Annotated in this window: 27 protein-coding genes; 17 read left to right on the top strand and 10 right to left on the bottom strand. The window is 63.3% G+C overall.

What is annotated here, in order from left to right:
- Window positions 1–54: 54 nt before the first annotated feature.
- Window positions 55–507 (bottom strand): PaaI family thioesterase, encoded by a 453-nt coding sequence (locus ACFFFR_RS08435; RefSeq protein ID WP_377459540.1) that lies wholly within the window; start codon window positions 505–507, stop codon window positions 55–57.
- Between the two features lie 202 nt (window positions 508–709).
- Window positions 710–2068, bottom strand: coding sequence for an MFS transporter (locus ACFFFR_RS08430; RefSeq protein ID WP_377459538.1), 1359 nt, complete (start codon window positions 2066–2068; stop codon window positions 710–712).
- 352 nt (window positions 2069–2420) lie between these two features.
- Between ACFFFR_RS08430 and ACFFFR_RS08425 the strand changes: the two genes are divergently transcribed.
- The 8 genes from ACFFFR_RS08425 (at window position 2421) to ACFFFR_RS08390 (ending at window position 9858) form a co-directional block, all read left to right on the top strand.
- A complete protein-coding gene (locus ACFFFR_RS08425; RefSeq protein ID WP_377459536.1) occupies window positions 2421–3806 on the top strand; it encodes an aromatic ring-hydroxylating oxygenase subunit alpha in 1386 nt (461 codons plus the stop codon).
- Between the two features lie 3 nt (window positions 3807–3809).
- Window positions 3810–4154: a bifunctional 3-phenylpropionate/cinnamic acid dioxygenase ferredoxin subunit gene (locus ACFFFR_RS08420; RefSeq protein WP_377459534.1), complete on the top strand. Its 345-nt coding sequence runs from the start codon at window positions 3810–3812 to the stop codon at window positions 4152–4154.
- 41 nt (window positions 4155–4195) lie between these two features.
- Window positions 4196–5434 carry an NAD(P)/FAD-dependent oxidoreductase gene (locus ACFFFR_RS08415; RefSeq protein WP_377459532.1) on the top strand — a complete coding sequence of 413 codons (1239 nt, stop codon included), beginning with the start codon at window positions 4196–4198 and terminating at the stop codon, window positions 5432–5434.
- A gap of 96 nt (window positions 5435–5530) precedes the next feature.
- Window positions 5531–6079 carry an aromatic-ring-hydroxylating dioxygenase subunit beta gene (locus ACFFFR_RS08410; protein WP_377459530.1) on the top strand — a complete coding sequence of 183 codons (549 nt, stop codon included), beginning with the start codon at window positions 5531–5533 and terminating at the stop codon, window positions 6077–6079.
- A 126-nt stretch (window positions 6080–6205) separates the two neighbouring features.
- Complete coding sequence (locus ACFFFR_RS08405; protein WP_377459528.1) at window positions 6206–7087, top strand: SDR family NAD(P)-dependent oxidoreductase; 882 nt, start codon at window positions 6206–6208, stop codon at window positions 7085–7087.
- On the top strand, window positions 7084–8712 hold the full coding sequence (locus tag ACFFFR_RS08400) for an AMP-binding protein (protein WP_377459527.1): 1629 nt from the start codon (window positions 7084–7086) through the stop codon (window positions 8710–8712). Before ACFFFR_RS08405 ends, ACFFFR_RS08400 begins: the two co-directional genes overlap by 4 nt.
- A gap of 14 nt (window positions 8713–8726) precedes the next feature.
- Window positions 8727–9221, top strand: coding sequence for a hypothetical protein (locus ACFFFR_RS08395; protein ID WP_377459525.1), 495 nt, complete (start codon window positions 8727–8729; stop codon window positions 9219–9221).
- 265 nt (window positions 9222–9486) lie between these two features.
- The gene (locus ACFFFR_RS08390) at window positions 9487–9858 is read left to right on the top strand and encodes a hypothetical protein (RefSeq protein WP_377459524.1); all 372 of its coding nucleotides are present in this window, start codon (window positions 9487–9489) and stop codon (window positions 9856–9858) included.
- Window positions 9859–9970: 112 nt separating this feature from the next.
- Here ACFFFR_RS08390 and ACFFFR_RS08385 read toward each other — a convergent pair whose 3' ends face one another.
- Window positions 9971–10606, bottom strand: a complete 636-nt coding sequence (locus ACFFFR_RS08385) for a polymer-forming cytoskeletal protein (RefSeq protein ID WP_377459522.1) — start codon at window positions 10604–10606, stop codon at window positions 9971–9973.
- Window positions 10607–10776: 170 nt separating this feature from the next.
- The gene (locus ACFFFR_RS08380; RefSeq protein ID WP_377459520.1) at window positions 10777–11643 is read right to left on the bottom strand and encodes an IclR family transcriptional regulator; all 867 of its coding nucleotides are present in this window, start codon (window positions 11641–11643) and stop codon (window positions 10777–10779) included.
- A 130-nt stretch (window positions 11644–11773) separates the two neighbouring features.
- Here ACFFFR_RS08380 and ACFFFR_RS08375 point away from each other — a divergent pair, with 130 nt between their 5' ends.
- Window positions 11774–12625 carry an HAD family hydrolase gene (locus ACFFFR_RS08375; RefSeq protein ID WP_377459518.1) on the top strand — a complete coding sequence of 284 codons (852 nt, stop codon included), beginning with the start codon at window positions 11774–11776 and terminating at the stop codon, window positions 12623–12625.
- A gap of 10 nt (window positions 12626–12635) precedes the next feature.
- Here the strand turns inward: ACFFFR_RS08375 and ACFFFR_RS08370 are convergent, their stop codons facing one another.
- The 3 genes from ACFFFR_RS08370 to ACFFFR_RS08360 are packed head-to-tail and all read right to left on the bottom strand — an operon-like array spanning window position 12636 to window position 15793.
- Window positions 12636–13841 carry a hypothetical protein gene (locus ACFFFR_RS08370; protein WP_377459516.1) on the bottom strand — a complete coding sequence of 402 codons (1206 nt, stop codon included), beginning with the start codon at window positions 13839–13841 and terminating at the stop codon, window positions 12636–12638.
- Window positions 13842–13843: 2 nt separating this feature from the next.
- Complete coding sequence (thiD, locus tag ACFFFR_RS08365; protein ID WP_377459514.1) at window positions 13844–14755, bottom strand: bifunctional hydroxymethylpyrimidine kinase/phosphomethylpyrimidine kinase; 912 nt, start codon at window positions 14753–14755, stop codon at window positions 13844–13846.
- Between the two features lie 21 nt (window positions 14756–14776).
- Entirely contained in the window at window positions 14777–15793 is a 1017-nt protein-coding gene (locus ACFFFR_RS08360; RefSeq protein WP_377459512.1) for a hypothetical protein, read from the bottom strand.
- Between the two features lie 100 nt (window positions 15794–15893).
- Between ACFFFR_RS08360 and ACFFFR_RS08355 the strand changes: the two genes are divergently transcribed.
- Window positions 15894–17339 (top strand): aldehyde dehydrogenase family protein, encoded by a 1446-nt coding sequence (locus tag ACFFFR_RS08355; RefSeq protein WP_377459511.1) that lies wholly within the window; start codon window positions 15894–15896, stop codon window positions 17337–17339.
- Window positions 17340–17350: 11 nt separating this feature from the next.
- Here ACFFFR_RS08355 and ACFFFR_RS08350 read toward each other — a convergent pair whose 3' ends face one another.
- Together ACFFFR_RS08350 and pgm are read right to left on the bottom strand one after the other, a co-directional pair.
- The gene (locus tag ACFFFR_RS08350; protein WP_377459509.1) at window positions 17351–17623 is read right to left on the bottom strand and encodes a YdeI/OmpD-associated family protein; all 273 of its coding nucleotides are present in this window, start codon (window positions 17621–17623) and stop codon (window positions 17351–17353) included.
- A gap of 5 nt (window positions 17624–17628) precedes the next feature.
- Entirely contained in the window at window positions 17629–19314 is a 1686-nt protein-coding gene (gene pgm, locus ACFFFR_RS08345) for a phosphoglucomutase (alpha-D-glucose-1,6-bisphosphate-dependent) (protein WP_377459508.1), read from the bottom strand.
- Between the two features lie 175 nt (window positions 19315–19489).
- On the opposite strand from pgm, the gene ACFFFR_RS08340 reads away from it, so the two are divergent.
- The 3 genes from ACFFFR_RS08340 to ACFFFR_RS08330 all read left to right on the top strand — a co-directional run bounded on the left by ACFFFR_RS08340 (window position 19490) and on the right by ACFFFR_RS08330 (window position 20612).
- Window positions 19490–19915 (top strand): hypothetical protein, encoded by a 426-nt coding sequence (locus ACFFFR_RS08340; RefSeq protein WP_377459507.1) that lies wholly within the window; start codon window positions 19490–19492, stop codon window positions 19913–19915.
- Window positions 19916–20064: 149 nt separating this feature from the next.
- Window positions 20065–20406: an ATP-binding cassette domain-containing protein gene (locus ACFFFR_RS08335; RefSeq protein ID WP_377459505.1), complete on the top strand. Its 342-nt coding sequence runs from the start codon at window positions 20065–20067 to the stop codon at window positions 20404–20406.
- Window positions 20403–20612, top strand: a complete 210-nt coding sequence (locus tag ACFFFR_RS08330; protein WP_377459503.1) for a hypothetical protein — start codon at window positions 20403–20405, stop codon at window positions 20610–20612. The genes ACFFFR_RS08335 and ACFFFR_RS08330 overlap by 4 nt, the downstream gene beginning before the upstream one ends.
- 101 nt (window positions 20613–20713) lie before the next feature.
- Here ACFFFR_RS08330 and ACFFFR_RS08325 read toward each other — a convergent pair whose 3' ends face one another.
- Window positions 20714–22102, bottom strand: coding sequence for an amidase (locus ACFFFR_RS08325; RefSeq protein WP_377459501.1), 1389 nt, complete (start codon window positions 22100–22102; stop codon window positions 20714–20716).
- Between the two features lie 82 nt (window positions 22103–22184).
- On the opposite strand from ACFFFR_RS08325, the gene ACFFFR_RS08320 reads away from it, so the two are divergent.
- From ACFFFR_RS08320 to pheA, 4 genes are read left to right on the top strand one after another with little or no spacing between them, the layout of a single operon-like run.
- On the top strand, window positions 22185–23621 hold the full coding sequence (locus tag ACFFFR_RS08320; protein WP_377459499.1) for a hypothetical protein: 1437 nt from the start codon (window positions 22185–22187) through the stop codon (window positions 23619–23621).
- 2 nt (window positions 23622–23623) lie between these two features.
- Window positions 23624–24379, top strand: coding sequence for a hypothetical protein (locus tag ACFFFR_RS08315; RefSeq protein WP_377459498.1), 756 nt, complete (start codon window positions 23624–23626; stop codon window positions 24377–24379).
- A 52-nt stretch (window positions 24380–24431) separates the two neighbouring features.
- A complete protein-coding gene (locus ACFFFR_RS08310) occupies window positions 24432–24758 on the top strand; it encodes a rhodanese-like domain-containing protein (protein WP_377459496.1) in 327 nt (108 codons plus the stop codon).
- Between the two features lie 52 nt (window positions 24759–24810).
- The gene (gene pheA / locus ACFFFR_RS08305) at window positions 24811–25773 is read left to right on the top strand and encodes a prephenate dehydratase (RefSeq protein ID WP_377459494.1); all 963 of its coding nucleotides are present in this window, start codon (window positions 24811–24813) and stop codon (window positions 25771–25773) included.

Genomic DNA, 25773 nt, shown 5'->3' with positions numbered 1-25773 from the left:
ACGTCATTGTGGCGGCCAGTCTTGGTTTAAGGGCTCCTTCGGAGAGCGTGGGGCTTACTTGTTGCCCAGTTTCTTCTCAGAGAGCATATAGGTGAAGGTGGTGTTGGTCAGCAGCTTGCCGGCCTCGTCATGCACCTGGACCTCGGTGACGACCAGGGAGCGTCCGGCGCGCAAGATCTTGGCGGTGGCGGAAACGGTCTCGGTCTTGGAGTTGGAGATCAGGTTGATGTTGGACTGCACAGCCAGTGGGAACTGTCCGGCTTCGGCGTAGGCGGTCATGGCGGTGAAGGTGCCGACGATGTCCGCGGCACCAAAGAGTGCGGCGGCGGAGTACATGCCGTTGGCCTGGGCGATCGGGTCGGTCAGCGCCATCGTCATGGTCAGGGATTCGCCATCGGCGGCGGCCGGGGTCATGCCCAAGGTGGCGGCGATGTCATCAAAACCGCGGCGCTCCTCGAACTTGCGCCACGTGTTCTGGAATTCTTCAAGGTTTGCGGGAATGGCCACAAGTCATCCTTCTTCTCGATCGTACTGGCTTAGGTGAACAGGGTTCGCTGTCTTCACGCTATCGCTTGGGCTGAGAAGAACGATCTTTGTGTTCCGCCGCTCGGCACACAGACACCGACACACAAGTGGGGCGCCCACCGCGCTGTGCGGATGGACGCCCCAAACAAGATGTGTCGAGTAGTGGGGGTCTAGAGACCAGACTTTAGACGGTGTGGTGCATCTTGCGGGTCTCCTTGGAGAAGAAGACGGCCGCGGCGGCGACGATGATCAGGAAGATGAAGTACCAGGCGATGTTGGTGGTACCCAGACCGTTTTCCATACCCATCAGGTAGGTGGCCATCAGCGGGGCGGTACCGGCGCCGAGGACCGAACCCATCTGGAAGGTGAGGGAGACACCGGTGTAGCGGTCTTCAACTTCGAACTTCTCTGCCAAGAACGCGCCGATCGGGCCGTACATGGAGGCCTGGATGATCGGGTTACCGACCATGAACGCGGCGGCGATCAGCCAGAACGACCCGGAGTTCAGCAGCATGAACATTGGGAAGATCAGCGCGATGGAGATGACCGCACCGGCCAGCATCACTGGGCGACGGCCGAAGCGGTCGGACAGGGCGGCGAAGAACGGGATGGCGAAGATGTGGACCACGGAGGATGCGGTCAGCATCATCAGGGCTTCTTGACGGGTGACGGCACCGGATGCGGCCACGTACGGTACCGCCCAGACGGCCAGCAGGGCCTGCATGAACAGTGGGCCGGCGCCGGCGAGGATACCGAACAGGGTGTCCTTCGGGTACTTGGTCAATACGCGCAGGATTGGGACACCGGTCTTGACTTCACCGGCGGCCTGGGCCTTCACAAAGTCTGGGGACTCGGTCACGCGGTAGCGCAGGTACAGGCCGATGACGACCAGAGCGGCAGAGAGCAGGAATGGAATACGCCAACCCCAGGACAGGAACTGATCATCCGGCAGACCGGCAAACAGACCCAAGACCAAGGTTGCCAACACTGAACCGGTTGGACCGCCGGTGACTGCGATGGAGGCGGCGAAGCCACGGTTCTTTTCTTTTACGTGCTCGGCAGCCATCAAGGTGGCGCCGGCCCATTCACCACCGACCGCCAGACCCTGGATCACGCGCAGGGTGACCAAGGTGATCGGTGCGGAGACGCCGATCGCGTCGTAGGTCGGCATCAGACCGATCATGACGGAGACGATACCCATCATCATCAGGGTGATGAACAGCATGTTCTTGCGGCCGAACTTGTCACCGAAGTGGCCGAAGAGAATACCGCCGATGGGGCGGGAGATGTAGCCGGCCAGCAGGATCACGAAGGACAGGACGCTGGCCAGGGTCGGATCCATGGTCTCCGGGAAGAACAGGATGGGGAAGACGAGGCCGGCTGCTGCGCCGTAGAGCAGGAAGTCGTAGTACTCGACGGTGGAGCCGAGGAAGGACGAGACGAGCGCGCGGCGCTGGAGTTTCTTCTGCTCCGGCGTCTGTGGCGCATCGGGATCGGCCGATGCCGCAGGATTTTGCGGCGTGTGATCAGTGGTCACGGACATGGTTCTCCTCATAGGGCGGTGATCATCGAAAAGGGACGAGCACGTTGATTTTGACAACGCAAAGTCAATCCAAGTGGTGGAGGGGGGATTGCTTTACCTAATGGATAGTTGAATTTCTCAAAAGCGATGACTCCGATCATTGGGCATCGTGATGTCCGTCACCAATGGCCCGTGCCGCCTAGTGAAACGATGGCGAGAAAGTTTCCCTCGCCAACCCGACCTAAGTTCCCTAGACTGAAACTTGACGAGAGGGGCTGTGCCATAGTTCGGAACGAGCGTTGGCTAGATCACGCTGGATACGGTCTTGTAGAGCTAAGGATGTTTTCTGTCCAGCCTGAAGGAAAGAACGCTCATGACTACTTCACAAGTTCCAGAAGCCAGTACCTGCGCTCCCACCCCACCGGTGGGTCAGTTGCCTCGACCCAAAGAGATGACCCAGATGTTGGACGTCAGCTCTCTGGTTGACGCCGACGGCGGTCTGATCGAACGTTCGATCTACAACGACGAGCGGATCTACAAGCAGGAGATGGCCCGCATCTTCGCCCGCTCCTGGCTCTTCTTGGCGCACCGCAGCCAGTTCAAGAAGCCTGGCGACTTCTTCACCACCTACATGGGTGAAGACCCCATCATCGTCACGATGGACAAGAAGAAGAACATTCGCGCCTACCTGAACTCTTGCCGCCACCGCGGTGTGCGCGTGTGCCGCGCCGACGCCGGCTCCACCAAGATGTTTACCTGCACCTACCACGGCTGGGCCTACAACCTCGACGGCGAGTTGCAGACCATCCCGAACCAGCAGGCCTACCCGGACGATTGGAACCCGAAAGACTGGGGTCTGGTCGAGGTCCCGAACGTGCAGGAATACAAGGGCCTGATCTTCGGTAACTGGGACGCCGACGCCATGAGCCTGTCCGACTCGCTCGGCGACGACATGAAGTACTACTTGGACGCCTTCATCGACCGCGACCCAGAGGGCACCGAGGTCCTCGGCGGCGTCATGAAGTGGACCCTGGACGGTAACTGGAAGCTGGCTGCCGAACAGTTCGCCACCGACTGGTACCACGTGAACATGTCCCACGCCTCCGCCCTCATGGTGCTCTCCCCAACCGGTAAGGGCCCGAAGCCGGAGATCGCCTCCACCCCGGGCCGCCAGTTCACCTCCGAACACGGCCACGGCGCGGGCTTCCCAACCCATCCGAAGTCCCGCTTCGACGCCCAGACGGTGCACGAGTACTACGACTACGACTTCCTGCGTGAACGCCTCGGCGATGACCGCGTGGAAGGGCCGATGACCACCGGTCACGCCACCATCTTCCCGTCCTTCTCCTACCTGCCGGTGAACGGTTCCATCCGCATCTGGCACCCGAAGGGCCCGAACAAGATGGAAGTCTGGGCCTGGGTCCTGGTGGACAAGTCCATGCCAGAAGACGTCAAGAACGCCCAGCGTCTGTACAACCTGCGCACCTTCGGCCCCTCCGGCATTTTCGAGGCCGACGACGGTGAGAACTGGTCGGAGATCCAGGCGATTTCCGAGGGCTTCATCACCAACAACACCTCGCTGAACTTCCAGATGGGCATCGGCAACGAGCACGAGGACGGCACCTACCCGGGCACCACCTCCGAGCTTTACTCCGACGCCGCCGGCCGCGGCTTCTACCGTCAGTGGACCAAACTGATGAACACCCCGGCTTGGCACGAAACCAAAACCCGACCAGCTGCAGACAAGGAAGAGAACTAAGCCATGGCTGAGTACATCAACGTAGGCTCCGTCGACGAGATCGATGAAGGCGACGCCATCGTCGTGGACAAAGAGCAGACCGGCGCCGAGGACGACATTGCGATCTTCCACGCCGAGGACGGCAACTTCTACGCGCTGAACGACACCTGCACCCACGAGACCGCCTCCCTGGCGGACGGGTGGATTGAAGGCACCGAGGTCGAATGCCCCGTGCACTCGGCCAAGTTCTGCCTCAAGGCCGGCACTGCCCTGTGCATGCCAGCCACCATCGACGCCAAGACCCACAAGGTTGAGGTCGTCGACGGTGAAGTTCACCTGTACCCATCCGTGCCGGCCACCCAGGCCTAAGCGGATCCCACGCACCCACCATCAGGGACTGAAGAGAAGTTATGACGCAACCACACGTGAACCCGGCCTCCATCCTGTTCATTGGCGGTGGGCTTTCCGCCCAAACTGCGCTGAAAGCATTGCGCGATGGTGGCTACACCGGCGCGCTGGCCGTGATCGACCCGGAGGGCACCCCGTACGATCGGCCACCGCTGAGCAAGGACTACCTGTTGGGGACCAAGAGCGCCGAGGAATTGGCGCTCGCGGCCGAGGGCTGGCACGCCGAACACGACGTGGACGTCATCACCGGGACCGCCGAACACGTGGACTTTGGCCACGATGAAGCGGACCCGGTTACCGTGACCCTGACCGATGGGAGCACCCAGCAGGCCGAGGCCGTGGTGTTCTCCGCCGGCGGCCGGGCACGCCCGCTGCCGATCCCCGGTGGGGAACACGCCAAGGTCCTACGGACTAAGGCCGACGCCGACGAGCTGCGCACCCTCATCCAAGAGGCAGAGAACTCGCGGCTGGTCATCATCGGTGCCGGGCTGATCGGGGCAGAAACCGCCTCCTCGGCCCTGAGCCTGGGCGCCACCGTGGCCCTGGTCGACCCGCTGGACCCACCGCTGGTGCCGGCCGTCGGTCAGGAGCTGGCCGAAAAGCTGCACGCCATGCACGCCACCAAAGGCATCGACGTGTACGCCGGGCTGACCCACGAGATCACCGAGGCCGAAGACGGCCTAGTGGTGCACCTGGCCGATGGCACGCAGTTGCCGGCGGATATCGTGCTGGCCGGTATCGGGATCATTCCGAACACCGCGTTGGCCGAGGAAGCCGGGCTGGAGGTCGAAAACGGCATCATCGTGGACGAACACCAGCGCACCAGCCACGCCCAAGCGTTCGCCATCGGGGACGTGTGCCGCAAACGCAACGCCGTCGGCGAGCTGGCCAACCGGACCGAACACTGGGAAGCCGCCATGAACGACGGCGCCAATGTGGCCGCCACCCTGCTGGGCCAAGACCTGCCGAAGCATTCGGCGCCATGGTTCTGGTCCGACCGGCACGGCGTGCACGTGGAAGGCGTCGGTTCCATGACCGCCGAGGGCACCACCGTGCTGCGCGAGAGCGACGACGCGACCATCGCGTTCCGACTGAACGAAGACAACGTGTTGATTGGCGCGACAGCGGTCGACGGCGGCATCGCCGTGCGTGCCGCCCGGCGCCTGATCGACAAAGGCAAACAGGTTGACCCGGCCCAACTTGCCGACCCGTCCGTGGACCTGCGCAAGCTGGCCCGCTAACTTACAGCCACCCAAAGATCTGAACCGATTCGACTGTGTTCCAGCCCACGGAACGCACTGTTGAGCGGACACCCTGGAAACGAGTGAACTAGAACCATGACTATTCAGAACGACGCTAATGTGCACGAAGGCACACTGGTGGATGCTGAGCTCGGCTACCAAATCCAACAGTTCTACTTCCGCGAGGCCGAGTTGCTGGATGAGCAGCGCTTTGCCGACTGGCTGGAAGTCTTTGACGAGGACCTGACCTACTGGGCGCCGCTGCACACCAACCGGTTGCGCCGCCAGGCCGCATTGGCCGTCGGCTCCCCGGGCGAAGCCGCCTACTTTGACGAGACCAAGGAATCGCTGGCTTGGCGCATCCGCCGCTACGACTCCGGCATGGCCTGGGCCGAGGACCCGCCATCGCGCACCAACCACCTGATCTCCAACGTGCTGGCCCGGAAGACCGGGGAGAACGAGTACACCGTCCGGACCAACTTCTTGGTCTACCGCAACCGGTTGATGCACGAGGTGGACCTGTACTCCGGCCACCGCATCGACTCGGTCCGCCGCAACGAGGCCGGCGAGTTCAAAGTCTTCAAGCGCGTCATCCACTTCGATGCGAACGTGCTGCTGGCAAAGAACCTCTCCACCTTCTTCTAACTTCACACGCCTCCTCCCACCACAGTGCTGAGACTGCCCTGACTCGGGTCTCAGCGCGGGGGGGGGGGGAGCGCGCGCAAAAACACCTGCAATAACAGTTCCACAGCACCCCGAAAGGCCCACACCGTGACAGCGAACCCACCGTCCACACCGGCTGCGACCGGTTCAGCCCCGGCAGGCGGCTGGCTGGCCGGAAAGGTCGCCCTCATCACCGGTGGCGGCTCCGGCATCGGCTTCGCGGTGGCCCGCCGCTACGTGGCCGAAGGCGCCAAGGTGGCCATCGTCGGCCGCGGCGCCGACCGGATCGCCGCAGCAGCGGCCAGCATCGGGGATCAGGCAGTGGCCCTCGGGCTGACTGGGGATGTCCGCAGCCCGGAAGACATGGCCGCGGCCGTGGCCAAAACTGTTGAAACGTTCGGCAAACTCGACATTCTGGTGCCGAACGCCGGGATTTGGGACTACAACCGTTCGGTGACCCGGTTGAGCGGCCAAGAACTCTCCGATTCCTTTGACGAGTTGTTCGACATCAACGTCAAGGGCTACCTGCTGGCCGTGAACGCGGCCTGGCCGGAGCTGGTCAAGAACCGCGGCAACGTGGTCATGACCCTGTCCAACGCCTCCTTCCACACCGCCGGCGGCGGTCCGGTCTACACGGCCGCGAAGTTCGCCTGCCGCGGTCTTGTCGCCCAGTTGGCCTACGAGCTTGCTCCCAAGGTGCGGGTCAACGGGGTTGCCGTCGGCGGGATGAAGACGGATCTGCGCGGCCCGGAGTCCATCGGTTTGAAGGATCGCTCCATCGAGGACTCCTTCGCCCGCCAAACCACCGTCGGGGACAACCCTTACCTGCCGCTGCATGACGCCTCGGTAGAACCCGACGACTACACCGGTCCTTTCGTGATGCTGGCCTCGGACGCCAACGCCAGCGTGATCACCGGGGCCATCATTCCCGCCGACGGCGGCATTGCCGTCCGCGGTTTCCGCACTGCAGCCGGAGGTGACGACCTATGAGCCAAGAAACCCAGACCATGAGCGCTAACACTCCCACCCTCAAGACCGTGAACATCAACCCGCTGGCCGGCATCGAACACCAAGTGAAGTACATGCCCGGCACCGAGGCGATCATTTACGAAAATGACCGCTACTCCTACGCCGAGCTGTACCGCGAGTACCGTGCCGTGGCCCGGATGCTCGCCGCCAACGGTGTGAACGCCGGGGACCGGGTGGTCTACCTGGGCCAGAACTCCATGAACTACGTGACCACCATGCTGGCCTGCTGGCAGCTGGGTGCCGTGTTCGTGCCGTTCAACTTCCGGTTGGCGCCACGGGAAATGGACGGGCTGATGGCCCAAGCCGAACCCGTCATGCTCATCGCCGAGCCCTCCCACCAGGGTGAAGTGGAGATCATGGCCGGCTACGAGACCGCGCTGCCGGATGTGCGCTACGTACTGGTCGATGATGACCCGTACTCGAAGGTCAAACCTAACCCGGCGGACTTCTGGGTCACCTCCACCGACGCGATCCATGCCGCTAGGGATGTCGAACTGCCGGAAACCCCGGTGGTCGGCGAGGACGACCTGGCGATCCTGATGTTCACCTCCGGCACCACCGGCAAACCCAAGGGTGTGGAGCTGACCTACGGCAACCTGTTCTGGAACGCCGTCAACGTGGACACCCTCGTGGATACCCGCCGCGGGGACACCAACCTGGCGGTCGCCCCGCTGTTCCACATCGGCGGGCTCAATGCACTGTTCTTGCGCCTGCTGGTGCGCGGTGGCCGCTCGGTCATCCGCCGCAACTTCGACCCGGTCCAGACCCTCAAAGACATCGAGGAATACCAGGTCAACCAGGCGTTCCTAGTCCCGGCCATGCTCTCGGCCATGCAGGCCCAGCCGGAGTTTGAACACGCCAAATTGGACTCGCTGCGCGCACTGATCTGCGCCGGGGCGCCGGTGCCGCCCATCGTCATCAAACAGTACGAGACCAAGGGCGTGCCCGTGCAGCAGGCGTGGGGGCTGACCGAGACCGCACCGTTCGCCACCTACCTGCCCACCGAACACACCTACACCAAGACCGGTTCCTGCGGCATCCCGATGCCGTTCACGGAGATCAAACTGATCGACCCGGCCACCATGGAAGACATCACCGAGCCGAACCAGACCGGTGAAATGCTGGTCCGAGGCGCGAACGTGACCCGCGGCTACTGGCGCAACCCCACCGCCGTGGCGTCCGCGTTCACCGAAGACGGCTGGTTCCGTTCCGGGGACATGGGCTACCGGGACGAAGAGGGCTACTACTACATCGTGGACCGGCTCAAAGACATGATCGTCACCGGTGGGGAAAACGTCTACCCGGCCGAGGTCGAGCGTGTCCTGATGGAATACCCGGGTGTCACCGACGCGGCCGTGGTCGGCCGCCCGGACCCGAAGTGGGGCGAGGCCGTGGTCGCCGTCGTCTCCTTCGCCGGCGAAGACCTGCCGACCGCCGAATCGGTTCGCGAATTCACCGCCAAATATTTGGCCCGGTACAAGCTGCCCAAGGAACTGGTGCTCACCGCACAAGTTCCCCGCAACAGCTCCGGGAAACTGGATAAACTGTCCATCAGGAAGATGGTTAGCGATATCCAGGACGACTAGCTTCAGGAGAAGATATGTCTCAGATCGAAGAACTCAATGAATTTCTGCGCTGGCCGGACCCGCTGGGGGATGACTACCAGCTGACCGAGGTCGACGCCCCCGAGGACTGGGCGCAAGCCTTCACCGCCACCTGCAAGGGTGAGCAGATCGGCACCGTGCTGGTGCAGTTCATCACCCGCACCCCGCTGGATGCCAGCTACCCGGCTGGTGTGCGCGACCGCTTGGTCAAGGTGGTGGACGCCGAGGACGAAGCCGTCGGCCCGGAAGCTTTGCAGCTGACGGCGGAGAAACTTTTTGCCCAAGACCCGGAGCTGCGCCGCATCGTGTTGGCCACCCCGGTGGATGACGTCCCGCAGATCGCCCGCGGGGAGGCCGCCGGTTTCCGCTACGTCGTCGACGTGGACGTCAAGGGCGGCCCCGGCCAAGTGGACGAACTCTCGCTGCTGGCCGCCGAACCGGCCTGGGTCATCGAAGAGTCCAAGCACCTCGACGACGTCCCAACCCACTAGGGGCGCCGCCCAACCCCGAGACGGGGTTCGCGAAAACTTCACACAGGCCTACTCGCATGCTTGAGAAGTAGGGGGAGACCGCCGCTGTGGCACACCAATGCCGGTGTCCTGCAGTGGCGGTCTTTGTTATCTACGTAAGGGGTGACTCTCACCCCGTGGGATGAGACCGGGGGCGGTACCTTTCGACCCGTGGGCCGATCCGCTCCCATCGGCTCGCTTTCTAGGCTGGTAGCTAACAGCAGCCAGCTTCAGGGAGATGACGGTCATGGAAGAGTTCTACGGAAAAGTTCGCCGCTACGGGGCGGCATTCTTGGCGCTAGCCATCACCGGCCTCGGTGTGGTGTCCCTCAGCGGGGACGTCACCCAGATGTACCGGGTCATCTACATTGTGGCCGCGACCGCGTCCGTGGCCACCTTGGTGGCCAGCATCGTGCGCGAACAGCGCTCGCGGATGCTGGATTGCACGGCTTTCGTCCTCACCCTCATCACGTTGGCGATGATGTGGGGAGCCGCCGCTGGCACCCCAAGCCCGTTCCTGTTGCACGTGGTCTCACTGCTGATGGCCTGGGGCCTCTTCGCCGGCGCCGTCGCCGTCGGAGCCAACGGCAAACAGGCCGCCAGCGTTGAGACCGCCTAAATCACGTTCGCCGCAATCAAAATCAAAAACAGTCACAGAGTGGCGAACGCGAAAGCGGGGTGGGTGAAGGAAACACCTTCGACCCACCCCGCATTTCTAGCGTTGTGAGGTGTTAGCGGCGGGAAATCTTGGAGCCGGAGCCGTACTCCTTGATGGTGCCGTCGACCTTGGCGCCACGGTAGACGTACAGGTTGCCGGCGTCCTTCTCGTAGGCGTTACCGTCAACGCGGGCGGTCCGCATCAGGTACAGGTGGCCGGAACCGGACTCCACCACGTTGCCGTCTACCAGGCGGTTGATCTGCAGGTTGCCGGTGCCGGACTCATGGGCGTTGCCCTTCACGGTGCCGCTGATGACGACGTTACCGGCGCTGGACTCGTACACGTTGCCATCAACATAGCCGTTGTAGCGGTTGACCTTGACGTAACCGGAGTTCTTCTCGGTGACGTTGCCCTTCACCGTGCCTGAAACGGTGACCGAACCGGTGCCGGACTCGACGATGTTGCCGTCGACGACGGCACCCTTGTGCACGATGACGGAGCCGGAGCCACTCTGGTACACATTGCCTTTGACCTTGCCGTAGATGTTCACGGTTCCGGAACGGACCTTCAGGTTCCCGTCGATGGTGCGGGACTTGGAGACGGTGTAGTTGCCGGTACGGGAGACGTCATCGGCGGTCGCGGCGGTGGCGGTGCCAGCCAGCAGCAGACCAACGGCGGCGGTTGCGGCGAGGGTGCGTTTGAACTTCATCAGTTCCTCTTCTCGTGTTAGTGCGGTGAGGAAAAGGGGGATCTCCTCGTTGCTCATTTCTTACGATAGTGGGCGTGCGTAAGAGCAGAATGAGCCATGGATGAGAGAACGATAAGAAGATGAATTCCGCGCAAACGCGCGGTTATCGGCAGGGTGCTGAGCCTCTGCGGTCAGGCCTCTTCTGGCTCTTCGAGGTCGGTCTTCTTGCCGGCCAGTTCGGCGGCTTGGGCCTGGCGCATGCGGCGCAGTTTTTGCTGCTGCGAATGGGCGGCAGCCACCGCGCGGGAGGCGGCGTAACAGACCTTGCGCAGAATAGTCGCCTGCTCGTCCGGGACAAACTTGCCGGTCGGCCCGGAGATGGAGAACGCGGCCACCGGGCGGCCGTCCGGGCCCAGCACGGGGCCGGCGATGCAGGTTAGCCCGAGCAGGATTTCCTCTCGGTCGTAGGCCAGCGAGGTGGAGCGGATCTGTGCCAGCTCCACGGCGAGCGCGTCGGGGGAGGTGATGGTGTGCGGGGTCCAGGCGGGCAGCTCCGAGCTCATCACTTTTTCCGCGGCATCGGCGTCGTAGGCGAGCAGCATCTTGCCCACCCCGGTGCAGTAGGCGGGCGCACGGCCGCCAATGCGGGAAGGGCTGCGCACCTGCAGGTGCCCGTAGAGTTTGTTCAGGTAGACCACATCGGTGCCGTGCAGGGCACCCAGATGCACCGTCTGGCCGGTGAGCTCGTACAGATCTGCTAGGAACGGGGTCAGGGTGTCGCGCAGAACGTTTTGCTGCGTGAATTCTTGAGAAGAAGACAGCTGCTGGATCAGCGGGCCGAGGCGGTAGGCGTTACCGGCGCGCTCAACAGCGCCGGAGCGTTGGAGCATCCCCAGCAGGCGAAAAGCGGTGGACTTGGAGAGGTCCGCCCGGCGGGCCAGCTCGGAGACACCCACACCCAAGATCGATTCATCCCCGAATGCCGCCAGCAGAGCCATGGCTTTATCCACGGCTGAGCGAGTGTCACGGGCAGGCGGTCGTCGCTCTGCTGAAGCCATACTTTCCTCCTTCAGGAGTGGACGAATCAAAAACCCACACGTCGGCACGGGTACTTGCCACAATCCTATCGGCAATGGCCCACCAGCTGCTGGACATAGTGTTTGTAGGCCGCGCGGTATGCTGGTGGTCATGCGTTTGTTGGCTAGCGATATTGATGGGACCATCCTGTGTCCCGGCCCGGATGGGCGCCCCGGGCAGATCAGCGAACGCACTATTGCCGCATTCGGGGCCGCCGCCGATGCGGGCATCCTCGTGGTGCTGGTGACCGGCCGGCCAATCCGCTGGCTGGACCCCATCCGTGAGGCGTTGGGCCACAACGGATTGATCATCGCCTTCAACGGGGCGGTTGTCTATGACTTGGGCGCCGAACGGGTGGTGCACTCCTCCGCAATGGCGCTGGAGACCATGTTCGAGGTGCGCCGCAGCATCATCCAATTGGAACCGCGGGTGCACTTTGCCGCGGAAACGCTGACCGACCTGTACGTGGACACGCATGGGCTGGATCTGGAAGAGACCGCGTTCCCGGTGCCGGACATCCTGCCGCAGCCGTTCGAGGACTCCCTGCTCGCCGATGACGAGATCGTCAAACTGTTGGCCAAGACCCGCCACCACGGGGCCGATGATTTCTGGCAGGCAGTACACGCCAAGGTGGGCGCGCACGTGGCAGTAACCCGGTCTGCGCCGGAGATGACGCTGGTGGAGATTTCTGCCAAGGACGTGCACAAGGCGAACACGCTAGCCCGGTTCGCGGCCGAACACGGGATCGCGGCCGAGGATGTGGTGGCTTTCGGGGACATGCCGAACGACATCGAGATGCTGTCCTGGGCTGGGACCTCGTACGCCATGGCGTCCGGGCACAAGCTCGCGATTCAGGCCGCCAGCCATGTGGCTCCGGCCTGCGGGGACGACGGGGTGGCCCAAGTGGTGGAGTATTTCTTGCGCTGGGGTGTCCTGCCGACCTCTACCCAGCTGGAACTTTAGGTGCTAGACGCTACTCGCGCTCGGCTGGCAGCCACGGTTCGTAGTCGAACCCGTCTTTGCCGACGAACCCGGTGACGGCTGCGCCGGGGGTGGTGAAGGTAAAGCCGTCGTCTTCGGGATCCGGCCACAGCTGCGTGTGCGGGTCCGCCGCCTGATACTGCTGGCCGTCCTCGTCCCAGAGCACGGTGACAAGTTGTTCCCCGCTGCCCTCTAACTCGAAGTCTTCTTTCAGCGGGTCATCCACGAACGGGTTCTCCTCCGGGGTTTGCACCACCGCTTTGGCGCGGCCGGCGGATGCCGCTTCCAGCAAGGTGCGGATCAGCTGGACCGACTCCGTGGTGGCCGGCAGCAGCCAGCGGCCGGTCCCGACGCAGACTTCGATCTCGTCGGCATCCTCTGGATCCCAGGTCACCGGACGTGACCAGTGCACGGCGGCCTGGGTCGGGATTTCGGTGTCTGCAGGTACGACTGCGTCATCGGTGAGGAATTGGTGGAATCCGTCCAAGTCATCCATATCGATGCTCAGCCCGCCTACGTTCGTCGGCAGCGGCACGATGGAGACGGCGCAGTGGTCTTCGGCCCGGCTGACGGTGACGACCTCGGAGTACCGGGACTCGGCCTCGGTGGCTAAGGCGGCTAGGGCGGCGCCGACCGGGTCGGTCATGCGGGTCAGATTTTCCGCATCGATCTGGGTTTGCCGGGCGGCGGTTTCTGCTTCTTGGCGTGCGGCGGCTTCGGTGATTTCAGCGCGGGCGGTGGCCAGCTTGTCGGCACTGGCCTGATTGATCTGCAGTTCCACCCGGTATTCGACGTGCCGGTTGGGTGGTGGCAGCGGCTGGCTGGGCGGGATCCCGGTTTCCATGGCATGTACCAGTTCTTGATACATGCGTTCGGGGTCAACGGCGTCGATGGCACGTTCGTCGCTGCGGCTGCGGTCGATATCGCTCAGGTACGGGGTGCCGATGGTCGCCACCAGCGGGTAGGAGACCTCGGTGATGCTCACAACGGTGGCGGGCACCCGGATGGAGCTGTCGAGGAAACCGTACTCGTCGTACACGTACCCGTCGCCGTGGGCGATGCGCAGTGTTGGGTCAGTGACCTCCAGTTCGGTGCCGAGGCGCCAGCGGACTTGCTGGCCGCGGGTACAGTTGTGGCCGGCGTCGCGCAGTTGTTCGAAGTCGACCGCGACCATAATGGTGCTGTGCCCGTGACTCATGCTTAGCCCCAGAGTTGTCCGAAGTGGTTGATGGGTCCGTGGCCGGTGCGTTCGACCGCGGTGGGATCCGCCTGCGGGCCGTGTTCCTCGGTTCCGCCGCCGACGGTCAGTAGCCCGGAGTCTGCGATGGCCTGGTTGAGCCAGGCTTGGGCGGCGGTGACGGCTGGGACCCAGTCGCCGGTGCGGGCGTACTGGGTGGCTAGCGCGGAGGATAGGGAGCAGCCGGTCCCGTGCGTGTTGGGGGAGGCGATGTGGGGGACGTTGAACGATTCGATGACGCCTTCGGCACCGACGAGTTCGTCGGTGAGCTGGCCGTCCGCGTTGGCGGGCAGGTGTCCGCCCTTCAGTAGCACCAGCACATCGTGCTGTTGGGCCAGGGCGGTGGCTTGGGTGCGGGCCGCGTCGAGGGTTTCGGCGACCCCGGAGTCGGAGAGGACGGCGAGTTCTGGGATGTTCGGGGTGATCAGGTCCGCCTCGGCGAGGAGCTCTTTGATCGCGGCCTCGGCTTCTTCATCGAGCAACCGGTCCCCGCTGGTGGCGACCATCACCGGGTCTAGCACGATGGTGGGGGCCGGCGACTGGTTCTTCTTCACGTCTTGCAGGAAGGCCCGGACCGCGGTGATGATGTCCGCGGAGGAGAGCATGCCGATCTTGATGGCGTCAATGTGGACGTCCTCGGCGACGGCATCGAGTTGGGCGCGCACGAATTCCGGGGCGATGTTCAGGGCGCCGGTGACCCCTTGGGTGTTTTGGGCGGTCAGTGCGGTCAGTGCCGCCATGGCGTAGCCGCCGTTGGCGCTGATGGACTTGATGTCCGCTTGGATCCCGGCGCCGCCGGAGGGGTCGGAACCGGCGATGGAGAGCACATTGGGGATGGTGGGGATATCCCCGAGCAGGGTGTTGTTTTCAGTCACGACGAGAGTTCGTGCCCTTTCTTAGGCGGTGATCAAGACCGGGTCGAGCAGTTGACGCAGTGGCCGCAGCACGTCGGCGGCGTATTTGCGTTGCGTGGCTTCGTCGACCCCGGCCATCAAGGTCATCCAGATTTGGTGTTCTTGGAGGCGGGCCAGCCGCAGGGCGGGCTCCACCAGTTCATACATCTCGTCAGGGCAGCCGTAGTCGCTGAATTTTTCCAGGTAGGCGCCCAAGATCGCGACGATGCGGGGATCGTCGGGATTCAGTTTGGTTTCGAACTCGGCGGCGATGGTGCGCAGCGGTTTGGCCAGCGAGGAGAAGGGGTGCGCCCAGAAGGTGTCTGAGAAGTCGAGGTAGCGCAGCGGGGAGCCCATGGTTGCCGGGACCAGCACGTTGTGCCGGTGCAAGTCTTGGTGATCCAACATCAACGGCACGGGCCCTTGCTCGAGCATGGTGCACCATTGCTGGATTTGGTCCATGTTCACGAAGAGGCGGTCGGCGGCGGCCCCGTCGAGGTGGAACGGGTGGTCCGGATCGGACATGGCGTGGATCTCCAATTGGGACTCCACGTATTGGGGCAGCCAGGCCGGGTCCAGTACCATGACGCCGGCGTTGAAGATTTGTTCGCGGAAGCCATCGCCGGCCAGTTCCTGTTGGAAGCCGGCGTAGTCGGCCAGCAGCAGCTGCCAGACGGCGGGATCGGCTGCGGGTAGTGCCATGAAGGTTTCGCCGTAGTCGGGGGTCAGTGACCAGCCCAGATTGGGTTCGATCGACAGCGGTTTGGCGACGCGGTGCGGGGCCAGTTCGGACAGTTGCGCGGTCAGCGTGGCCTCGTGCAGCTGGTTCGGGTTGGAGGCCTTGAACCAGAGCCGGCCCAGGTTGGTGGGCACGGCAAGCAGGGCAGAGAAGTCACGGTCGCGTCGACGTTGTAGATCACCGGTGCGTTCGAGCTCGTACACTTGCAGCACGTGATCGACCCACGTCGTTACCGTTTCTAACCATTCCTGTGAGGACCATTCCTCATGCCAATAAGCCACCACATTCTCAATCCTAAAACATTTGCCGCCTCAGGGCGGATTTGCGGTTAGAGTCGAAGGAATACCATCACACCCACTCTTGACGTTGGAATTGAGCCGTATGCGACGAGGCCGAGCAGCAAACACCCCCGTGCCGATCACCGGTGAGCAGCCGATCGTGAGTAACTCCGGTGAGGTGGACACCGCGGTGGCCTTCATGCGCCGGGCCGTGGATGAGCGGTTCATGGTCCAACGCAAGCACCGGATCGAGGCGCTGCGCGGGTTGCGGACCTTCTTGCAGGAAAACCGCAACGCCATCTATCGCGCCCTGTATCAGGATCTTGGCAAGCACCCGGTTGAGTCCGGGCTCACCGAGATTGAGCGGCTCTCCGCCGAGATCGACCAAGTGTTGCTGCACTTGGCGGACTGGATGGAGCCGGAGACCGTCAGGATTCCGTTCAAGTTGCAGCCGGCTTCCGCCCGTGTGGTGGCCCAGCCGCTGGGGTTGGTGCTGGTGATTTCACCGTGGAACTACCCGCTGGCGCTGAGTCTGATGCCGGCCGTCAGCGCGATGGCCGCCGGCAACTCGGTGGTCCTCAAACCCAGCGAAATCTCCAAGGCCACGACTGCGCTGCTCGTCGAGCTGCTCCCGAAGTACCTCGACGCCAAAGCGTTGACCGTGGTGCCGGGAGATGCGGACACGGCGCAACATTTGCTTGGCCACAAGTTCGATCACATCTTCTTTACCGGTTCCCAACGTGTCGGCAAAGCCGTGTACCGGGCGGCCGCGGAACAGCTCACCCCGGTGACGCTGGAGCTCGGCGGCAAATGCCCGGTGGTCGTGACTTCCGGGAACGCTGTCACCATCGCCCGTCGGATTGTGTACGGCAAGTTCACCAATGCGGGCCAGACCTGTGTTGCCCCAGACTATGTGTTGGCCACCAGTTCGGAGGCCTACGAGGCGCTGGTGCGGGAGTTGCCGGAGGCGATCAAGGAGTTTTACGGTAAGGACCCGTCTCGCTCGACCGATTTGGGGCGGATGATTAACCGGGCGAACTTCACCCGGGTGAGTAGTTACTTGGGGCAGGGGAAGATCCTGTGCGGTGGCCGAACCGATGTGACCCGCAAATACATTGAGCCGACGGTGCTGGTGGATGTGCATCCTAGCGACGCGGTGCTGCGGGAAGAGATTTTTGGGCCGGTGCTGCCGGTGCTGCAGGTCGAGTCGTTGGCGGCTGCCATTGAGTTCATCCGGCAACGGCCCGAACCGTTGGCCGCCTACCTCTTCTCGGATTCGCACCGACAGCAACGGGCGTTCGAGGAACAGGTGCGGGCCGGGGCCATCGTCCACAACGTGACGTTGGCCCAGATGGGTGTCCAAGACCTGCCGTTCGGCGGTGTGGGCGCCTCCGGGTTCGGGAACTACCACATGAAGTACGGCTTCGACACGTTCAGCCAGGACCGCCCGGTGTTCTCCAAACCGTTGGGCATGGACACTTTGCGGTTGGCCTACCCGCCGTTCACGGGCGCGAAGCGGCGCATCGTGCAGAACTGGCTGGGTCAGTAACCCAAGAAGCTCTAAGCTTTCCCGGTTTTCTCCCGGTGGGCACAGCCCGGCCAGCGGCAAGGGCGCCGTTTGCCGGCAGCCAACTCCTCTTGAGCACGACCGATCCGCTTTGCTCGGGTGGCGGCCTGCTTGGCGTCCTCGACCCAGCAGATCCACTCATTTCTGGCCAGCGGCGTAATGTCCTGCCACGCCGCCGTGATCGCCGGCTCGGCCAGTAGGGCCTGTTGCAGATCCTCCGGCAGCAGGTGGACAACCCCACCGGCTAGCTGTTGCTCGCCGGTCATGGTGGCTACTTCTTGAGGAGGCCGTCGACCAAGGTCTGCGCCTCGGCCTGGACCTGCTTGAGGTGCTCGCTGGAGACGAACGACTCGGCGTAGATCTTGTACACGTCCTCGGTGCCCGATGGGCGGGCCGCGAACCAGGCGTTCTCGGTGGTGACCTTCAGGCCGCCGATAGGGGCGTTGTTACCGGCGGCGTGGGTCATCTTCGCCGTGATGGGCTCACCCGCGAGGGTGTCACCCGGGACGTTCTCGGCGTTGAGAGCACCCAAGATCTTCTTTTGTTCCGGGGTGGCGACGGCGTCGACGCGGGCGTAGTGGCTGACACCGTACCGGTTCTCCAGCCGTGCGTAAGACTCGGAGGGGCTGCGCTTGGACACGGCCATCATTTCGCCGGCCAATAGCGCGAGCAGGATGCCATCTTTGTCAGTGGAGAACGGGTTGCCGCGGAAGGTGTTGAAGGATGCGCCTGCGGATTCTTCGCCACCGAACATGATGGAACCGGAGTCCAAATCAGGCACGAACCACTTGAAGCCAACCGGTACTTCGTAGAGTTCCCGACCAAGACCTGCCGCGACGCGGTCAATCATGGAAGAGGACACGAGGGTTTTGCCGATGCCTGCGGTGACCGGCCATTGACCGCGCACGCGGTAGAGGAAGTTGATGGCGGCGGCCAAGTAGTGGTTGGGGTTCATCAGGCCGGCATCGCGGGTGACGATGCCGTGCCGATCAGCGTCCGCGTCATTGCCGACGGCTAGATCGTATTTGTCGGATTTCATGCTCTCCAGCAGCGACGCCATGGCGTAGGGGGAGGAGCAGTCCATGCGGATCTGTTCGTCCCAGTCCAGGGTCATGAATCCGAATTGTGGGTCGACGGCGTTGTTCACGACGGTGATGTCCAGCCCGTGGACGGCGGCGATTTCTTCCCAGTACTTCACGCTGGCCCCACCCATCGGGTCGGCCGCGATCTTGATGCCCTCTTCACGGATGGCCTCAAGGTTGAGGACCTTCGTCAGGTCCCGGACGTAGTTGCCCATGAAGTCGTAGGGACGAATCAGCGATTTGGCTGCGGTCCGGTGCAGGGACAACCGGTTGATGTTCTTGGCCCCCTGCCCCAGCAGCTCGTTGGCGCGGCGGGCGATCCAGTTGGTCGCGTCCGTGTCGGCCGGCCCACCGTGGGGCGGGTTGTACTTGATGCCGCCATCGGTGGGTGGGTTGTGGCTCGGCGTCAGGATGATGCCATCAACCAGGGCGTTCTCCGGCAGGCGCTCGCGGGTGCCGCCGGTGGTGTGGGCCTTGTTCAGCTGGATGATCGCGTGGGATAGGGCCGGAGTCGGGGTGTAGCCGTCGCGGGAATCAACCAGCGCGGTCACTTCGTTGGCCGTCAGCACTTCCAGCACGGTCTGCTGGGCGGGGCCGGAGAGGGCGTGCGTGTCACGGCCGACGAGCACGGGGCCGTTGATGCCCTGGGCGGATCGGTATTCGACGATCGCCTGGGTGATGGCGGCGATGTGGTCCTCGTTGAAAGAGGTATTAAGGGAGCTGCCACGGTGCCCGGAGGTGCCGAAGGTGACCTTTTGCGCTTCTAACTCTGGATCTGGGTGCAATTCGTAGTACGCATTTTCCAGCGCAGCGATGTCACACAGATCGGAAGCTTCGGCCGGTTTACCGGCTCTCGGGTAGTTAGTGTCAGCCATACTTATAAGCTTTACAGATTCTGTCCAGTATTGGGAATGACCGCGTAAAGAATCGGCAAGCTCTGGGTGAAATTAAGCAGAAATCAGGTCAAGGTGGTCGGTTTGGCGCACATATTCCGCAATCCGGTGGGTCCTGGGACTGCGACCGGACCCTGCTCCTTAGTAGAGTTGGGGCATGGCACAGAACAATCCGCAGCAGCCGTATCCGTCCGATCCGAACGACCCGAACGCGTCCAATCCGTACCGAGATCAGCCGCTTGCCGAACCGTTCAATGATCGCCCAGCCGATGGCAAACCCCGGTTCCCCTCCGATTTGCCGGAGTTCAAGGAAGGCCAGACCCCTTCCAAACCGATGTTCCCCTCGGATTTGCCGCAATATAAAAACGACTCGCCGGCCGGGTACAGCCAGCCGAAACCGCAAGATCCCTCCGCCGGCTACAGCACCCCGCATGATCCTTCCGCGGACCGGTTCCACAACCCACAGTACGAGTGGGCTCAGGGAAACCAGCAGTCCTACCCCTCGGGTGGGGCGCGCATGATCCGCTGGGTGGTGCCGATCGCGATCATTGCCATGGTCGCCATCTTCTTCCTCACCCAGTAGCCACAACTTTGTCATGGCGCTGAAGCGGTGGTGAAAATTCACCACCGCTTCATATTTCTGAGCCTTATCGGTGGAGTACAACAGCGGCACTATGCTCGCAAGAGCAAGAACAAGTGCAGATCCGACATTGACCTAGGAAACTGCGAGCGATGAGCATCGACACGCAAGTGCGCGAGGAAGGTCCGGCAACGGCGCTGGCCTACGATGTGCTCGGGTTGAACAAGATCTTCCCCGGAGCGACCCGGGTGCAAGCCCTGGCCGACATTGACCTGCAGCTGGAGGAAGGTTCTTTCACCTGCATCGTCGGGCCCTCCGGCTGCGGCAAATCCACCCTGTTGCGGATCTTGGGCGGCTTGGAGACAAAGACGACCGGGACGATCAAGTCATCGCTGCGCGCCGAGAAGGCGCCCGAAGCCGCGTTCGTGTTCCAGCGGGCGCCCGTGCGGTCCAAGACCTGCAGGGTGAGGACCGCTACTCCGATGAAAACGTGAAGATCATCGCCGAAGCGACCGAGCAGACCCCCGAACAGGTGAAGTCGGTGCCGCTGTACACGTGGGAGCCTGACCTGGCTCCGAAACCGGATCAGCTGAAGAAGATGGAGCAGATCTGGATGGGCGTGGGTGCTCTCGAGTACAAGGAGGCCCAAGACGAGTCCGCGTACGTCGATAGCAGCTTTGCCGAGCAGGTAGAGAAGTAAAAAACGGTTTGCGGTAGCGCCGCAGACAGCAGGCGGGGAGTGGTTCCACACAGATTAGGAACCACTCCCCACCGTTGTTTTGCCTTGGTGCGGGGCTGGGCTTAACCCATCAGCTGGTTGTGTAGGTGCCCGGCCAGCATCAGCAGTTGGGCCTCGGAACCGCTGCGGCCAATGAGCTGGACCGACCAGCTCAACTCTGAGCGAGGGTCTTGGAAGACCGGCACGGAGATGGCAGGCAACCCGAACACATTCACCATGGAGGTGTACGGGGTGAACTGGCACTGCAGCTTGTAGTCTTCCGGACCGGCCAGGGCAGTGAACTCACCGATCTTCGGCGGCACCATGGCCAACATCGGGGTCAGGACCACATCGTATTGACCTAGTTGTTCGATCGCGTTCTCGGCCAGCGCGCTGAGTTCAGCCATGGCGTGATCCATGTGCGCCTGGCTGTAGCCGGCGGACTGATCCACGAAGGATCGGGTCAGGTGGGTGAGCTTGTCCAGCTCGAGTCCGGGCATCGGGTTGCGTTGCAGGGCGGAGGTCCACACGGTGGTGAAGTAGTTGGCGTAGCCGCCCTGGTAGCGGATCTCCGCCTCTTGGATCCGGTGCCCGTCTTGGGCTAGCTGGACGGCAGCACGGCTGAGGGCGGTCAAGGCGCGCCAGTTGACCGAAATATCGATGTCCGGGGTGAACGGGGTGGCGGTGGAGACACCGATGTTCAGGGTGCCGGAGCTGAAACCGTGTTCGGTTCCGGCGCGGCCGGCGCCGCGGTAGTAACCGTCGGTGCGGCCCATCAGCGCGTCCATCATTAGGCCGGCGTCTTCGGCGGACCGGGCCAGCGGGCCGGTGCAGGTCAGCTGCGCGACGGTGCCGGCGATCTCGGATTGGACCCCGGCTTGGTCGGCGGGGACGGTGCCGCGGCCGGGTTTCAGACCAATGATTCCGCAGGCGGCGGCAGGGATGCGGATGGAACCGCCACCGTCGTTGCCCAAGGCTGCCGGCAGCATACGTGCCGCGACGGCTGCGGCGGTGCCGCCCGAGGAGCCGCCGGCGGTGCGCTCGGGGTCGAGTGGGTTACGGGCCGGCGGAGCGATCAGGTTTTCGGAGTAGGCGTTCAGCGCGAACTCGGGCACTTGGGTTTTGCCCACGAAGGTGGCCCCGGCCTGCCGGAGCGCGGCCATGGGTGGGGAGTCGGCGTTGGCGATGTAGTCCGGTAGGGCGGCGGTGCCGAAGGTGGTGGGTTGTCCGGTGACATCCCAGACGTCCTTCGCGGCTTGGGGCAACCCGGCCAAGATGGTGGTTAGGTCTGCGTCGGCGGCGGCGTCGGCGTCCACAAAGGTGAACGCACCGAGTTCCGGGTTCAGTTTTTGAATGCGGGCCACGAAGGCGTCCCGAACATTTTGCGGGGTGACTTTTTGGGCGCGGAGCCGGTCCACGAGGGTTGTTGCGGACAGGGACGTGAGATCGTCAGTACCGTTTTGGGCAGTCATGGTCATCCACTATAGGCGTGTTCATGTTCTCTTTGCATGGCCGTGTCACGTTCACTCAGTTTGGTCGTTTAGGCTAGGTGGCATGGGATTGCTGATGATTGTGCACCGTGTGCCCGACGCGTTGGGTCACCCCAACGAGATGATGAACTGGCCGGCGGAACATTATCCGCCGCTGGGTTCCGTGGGCCACGTCGTCCAGCGGATCAATGACGAGATCTTGGACCGGGGGATGGGAACCCAATGGTTCGATGACCGCTTTGGTTTGATGATCCCCTACGGGGTGGAGTCCTTTGACGGCACCGTCCACGGTGGGCAGTTCCGCTGGCTGATGGTCAGCCAGCCGACCCCAGAACTGATGCAGCTGCTGGTCGATGTCGGTGGCGAGCAGAACTGGCGCATGTTCAATGCCGCAACCGGGGAAGAAATCACCCCAGGACACCAGCTAGATCACCAGCAGCACGAGGAGCCAGCTGAAGCCGAAGACCAGGATCTGGGTTCCGAATTGTTCGGCCAACCGGAACAGGTCGTGGACGTAGAGGCCGAGGGAACCCCCGAACAGCAAGAGTATTTCGATCGCCTCAACGCTGCTACCCAACACGTGGGCGAAATCCTGTACGCGGCCCTGCCAGATAACGCGACCAGTATGCGCCTGACTGTGCAGACAATCGGCGAGGAATGGATGCACCGGCTCGAAGTAGACCCGAAAGGACCGACCCCGCCACTGCCGCAAGGACTCGATCAGCCTTTACGCGACTTGCGTCAGGCGATGTACCAACCGGGCAAAGGCGCCTGGTTCCAAGCAGGGTTCACCGTGGACCAGGACGCCCAAATGGACGTCGACTACAACTACGACGATGAACCGGTCTGGTTCCAACCCCCACGACGCGGCAGCTTCATGCAGGAAGTGGATCTCTTCCGACGAGACGCGGACACGACACCGGCATGGCTGGAATCGGCCGTCGCCGCCGCCCAAGTCGAAGAACAGCAACCAACCGAAGCGGCCCAACCTGAAGCGCGAACCGAGACCGCTGTCACCGAACCTGCTGTCAACGAGGCTCCTGTCAATGAGGCTCCTGCCCCGCAGTCCTTTGAGACACACAAACCCTTTGAGCCACACCAGCAGCCTGCCCCACAGGTGGCACCCCAGCAACCTATGGCTCCAGTGCCCCCAGTGCCCCCAGTGCCGCCGCAGCAGTACGGTCAGCCGCAGCCAGCTGCGCAGCCATACCCTCAGCAGCCACCGGCCCAACCGATGGCCGCCCCGAAATTGCCTGCCAGCAAGGGCATGAACGTTGAGCTGCCGCAGGATTGGTTCAACGACCGAAACAACCCGGCCACCCTCATGTGGGTCGAACAGCAGTTCGTCGCCACCGCCCTGCTGCAAACCGAACAGGCGCACGGTGCGCCCGTCCAGTGGAAGGTCCGCAGCGCTGAAGAACAAGAGTTCCTGCAGCAACTGCTAGCCCAAAACGGCATCGCCGGCATCACCATTACTTCGCGCACCGGGCAGGAAGGCTAACCATGGCACCCACTTACTTCGGTCCCTCCTTCACCACCACCGCGGTACTGGGCCGCACCAAACTCAGCCCGCAGGAGATCGTCTCCCGACTGACCGGCACGCTCTATCAGGTGGCAGGCAAGCTCAACATCCGGCAATGGATTTGCCCCGCAGTCGGTGTCTGGGACGGCAGCGAAGCACAGCTGCACCACACCTTGAACCAGTACCCGGCGATGGCGGATCAACAGCAACCAGGTGCCCCATTCGGCCAGAGCGTGTCCCTGCACGCCGACTTCCAACTGATCAGCCAAGGTCCGACCGGCCCGATCGCTGACGAGTACGGCATCCACATCGGGGTGCTCGCCGGAGGACCCACCTTGGGCCAAGCACATCCGTTGCAGCGGGTCCGGATCAAGATCCATCCGCGCCACCAGCAGCTGAACTCGATGAGCCTGCCGCAAACCCTGCTGGCACTGTCCCACACCCTCATCGACACTTTGGTGCAGACCTGGGAACCGATCATGGTGCACACCCTGTCCCGGGGCACCGAGCTCCGCCCGCCTGAGGGCGGTTGGGATATCCCGTGCGGGCTACAGCTGTGGTTGCCGAGCGCGATCGTGCCGATCCAACAGACCAGTGACGGCGTCTACATCCAACCGATGGGTGCCGGAGTGCTCCTGACCAACCCGGTCGACGTCCCGGAAGCAGAACTGGGCCGCGGGCTGCGCGCCACCCTGGAGCTGAACGGGTACCGGCACTTCCCGCCGCCAGCAGCGTAATCGTCGCGGACAGACTGCTCACCGGCAGGGCTCAGGTAGTAATCTGGTCACCATGAGTGACTTCGAAACTGTGACCCCAGAACAGATTCCGGCCGGTGCCAAGATCATCGACATCCGCGAACAGGACGAGTGGGACCTCGGCCATGCCGAAGGTGCCGTGCACCTGCCGCTGAGCGAACTGGCCGACCGCATCGACGAGATCGACCCGGATGAGGACAACTACATCATCTGCCGTTCCGGCGGCCGCTCCCGCCGCGCCTGCGAGTGGCTGAACTCCCAGGGCTACACCGTCATTGACGTGGCCGGAGGCTCCGGCGCGTGGATGGACGCTCAACTGCCGCTGGTGAGCGAAAACGGCGAAGAACCCACCATCCGCTAAGCACCTTCGGCCGACGATCGGCCCCTTTTATAGACAGGTAACACACCCCTTCATGCGCTACACCTTCCTCGGTCCGGTCGGGACCTTCACCGAAGCCGCCCTGTCCCAAGTCATCGACTTGGCTGATCCAGAGCACACCGCCATCCCCGTTTCCAATGTGGAGACGGCGCTGGCGCAGGTACGCTCCGGGGAAGCGGACGCGGCGATGGTGCCCATCGAGAACTCGGTGGAAGGCGGGGTCAGCGCAACGCTCGACGCCATCGCCGAAGGGGACCAGCTGCGGATCATCCGGGAAGTGCTGGTGCCGATCTCCTTTGTGCTGGCAGCGGCCAACCACCCGGACGCGGCAACCTCCCTGAGCGAGGTAAAGACCGTCGCCACCCACACCCACGCGTGGGCGCAAGTGCGGCATTGGGCCGACGCCAACATCAGCCAAGCCGAGTATCTGCCGTCTTCCTCCACCGCTGCGGCGGCCACGGCGCTGGCTAACGCGGACTTTACCGCCAACCCGGAGCTGCTCACCCAAGCAGCGGTGTGCTCCCCGCATGTGGTGCACCAGTTGAAGCTGAACGTGCTGGCTAACGCCATCGAAGACCGGGTGGGGGCCGTGACCCGCTTCGTGCTGGTCACCCGGCCAACGGCGCTGCCGCCGGTGACCGGTTCAGACAAGACCTCGCTGGTGATCCCGCTACCGGAGAATGACCGGCCCGGTGCCCTGCTGGAGATTCTGGACTACTTCGCGGTGTCCCACGTGAACCTGTCCCGGATTGAGTCCCGGCCGACCGGCTCCGGACTGGGTTCCTATTTCTTCTCCATCGACGTGGACGGACACCTGGCCGAGGCCCGGGTCCAAGACGCCGTCACCGGGGTGTACCGGCTCAGCCCGACCACCAAGTTCTTGGGTTCCTACCCGCGGGCGGACAAGCAGCGCTTGGTCGTGGATGAGATTGTCTCCGACAACGCCTACGCCGCCGCCCGAACCTGGGTGCAGTCCCTGCTCTCCGGCGGGCGCTAG

Source organism: Micrococcoides hystricis, assembly GCF_042434215.1.
Lineage (GTDB): Bacteria > Actinomycetota > Actinomycetes > Actinomycetales > Micrococcaceae > Micrococcoides > Micrococcoides hystricis.
The sequence above is the reverse complement of the archived record's forward strand: the minus strand, read 5'-3'. Positions and strand labels throughout refer to the sequence as shown.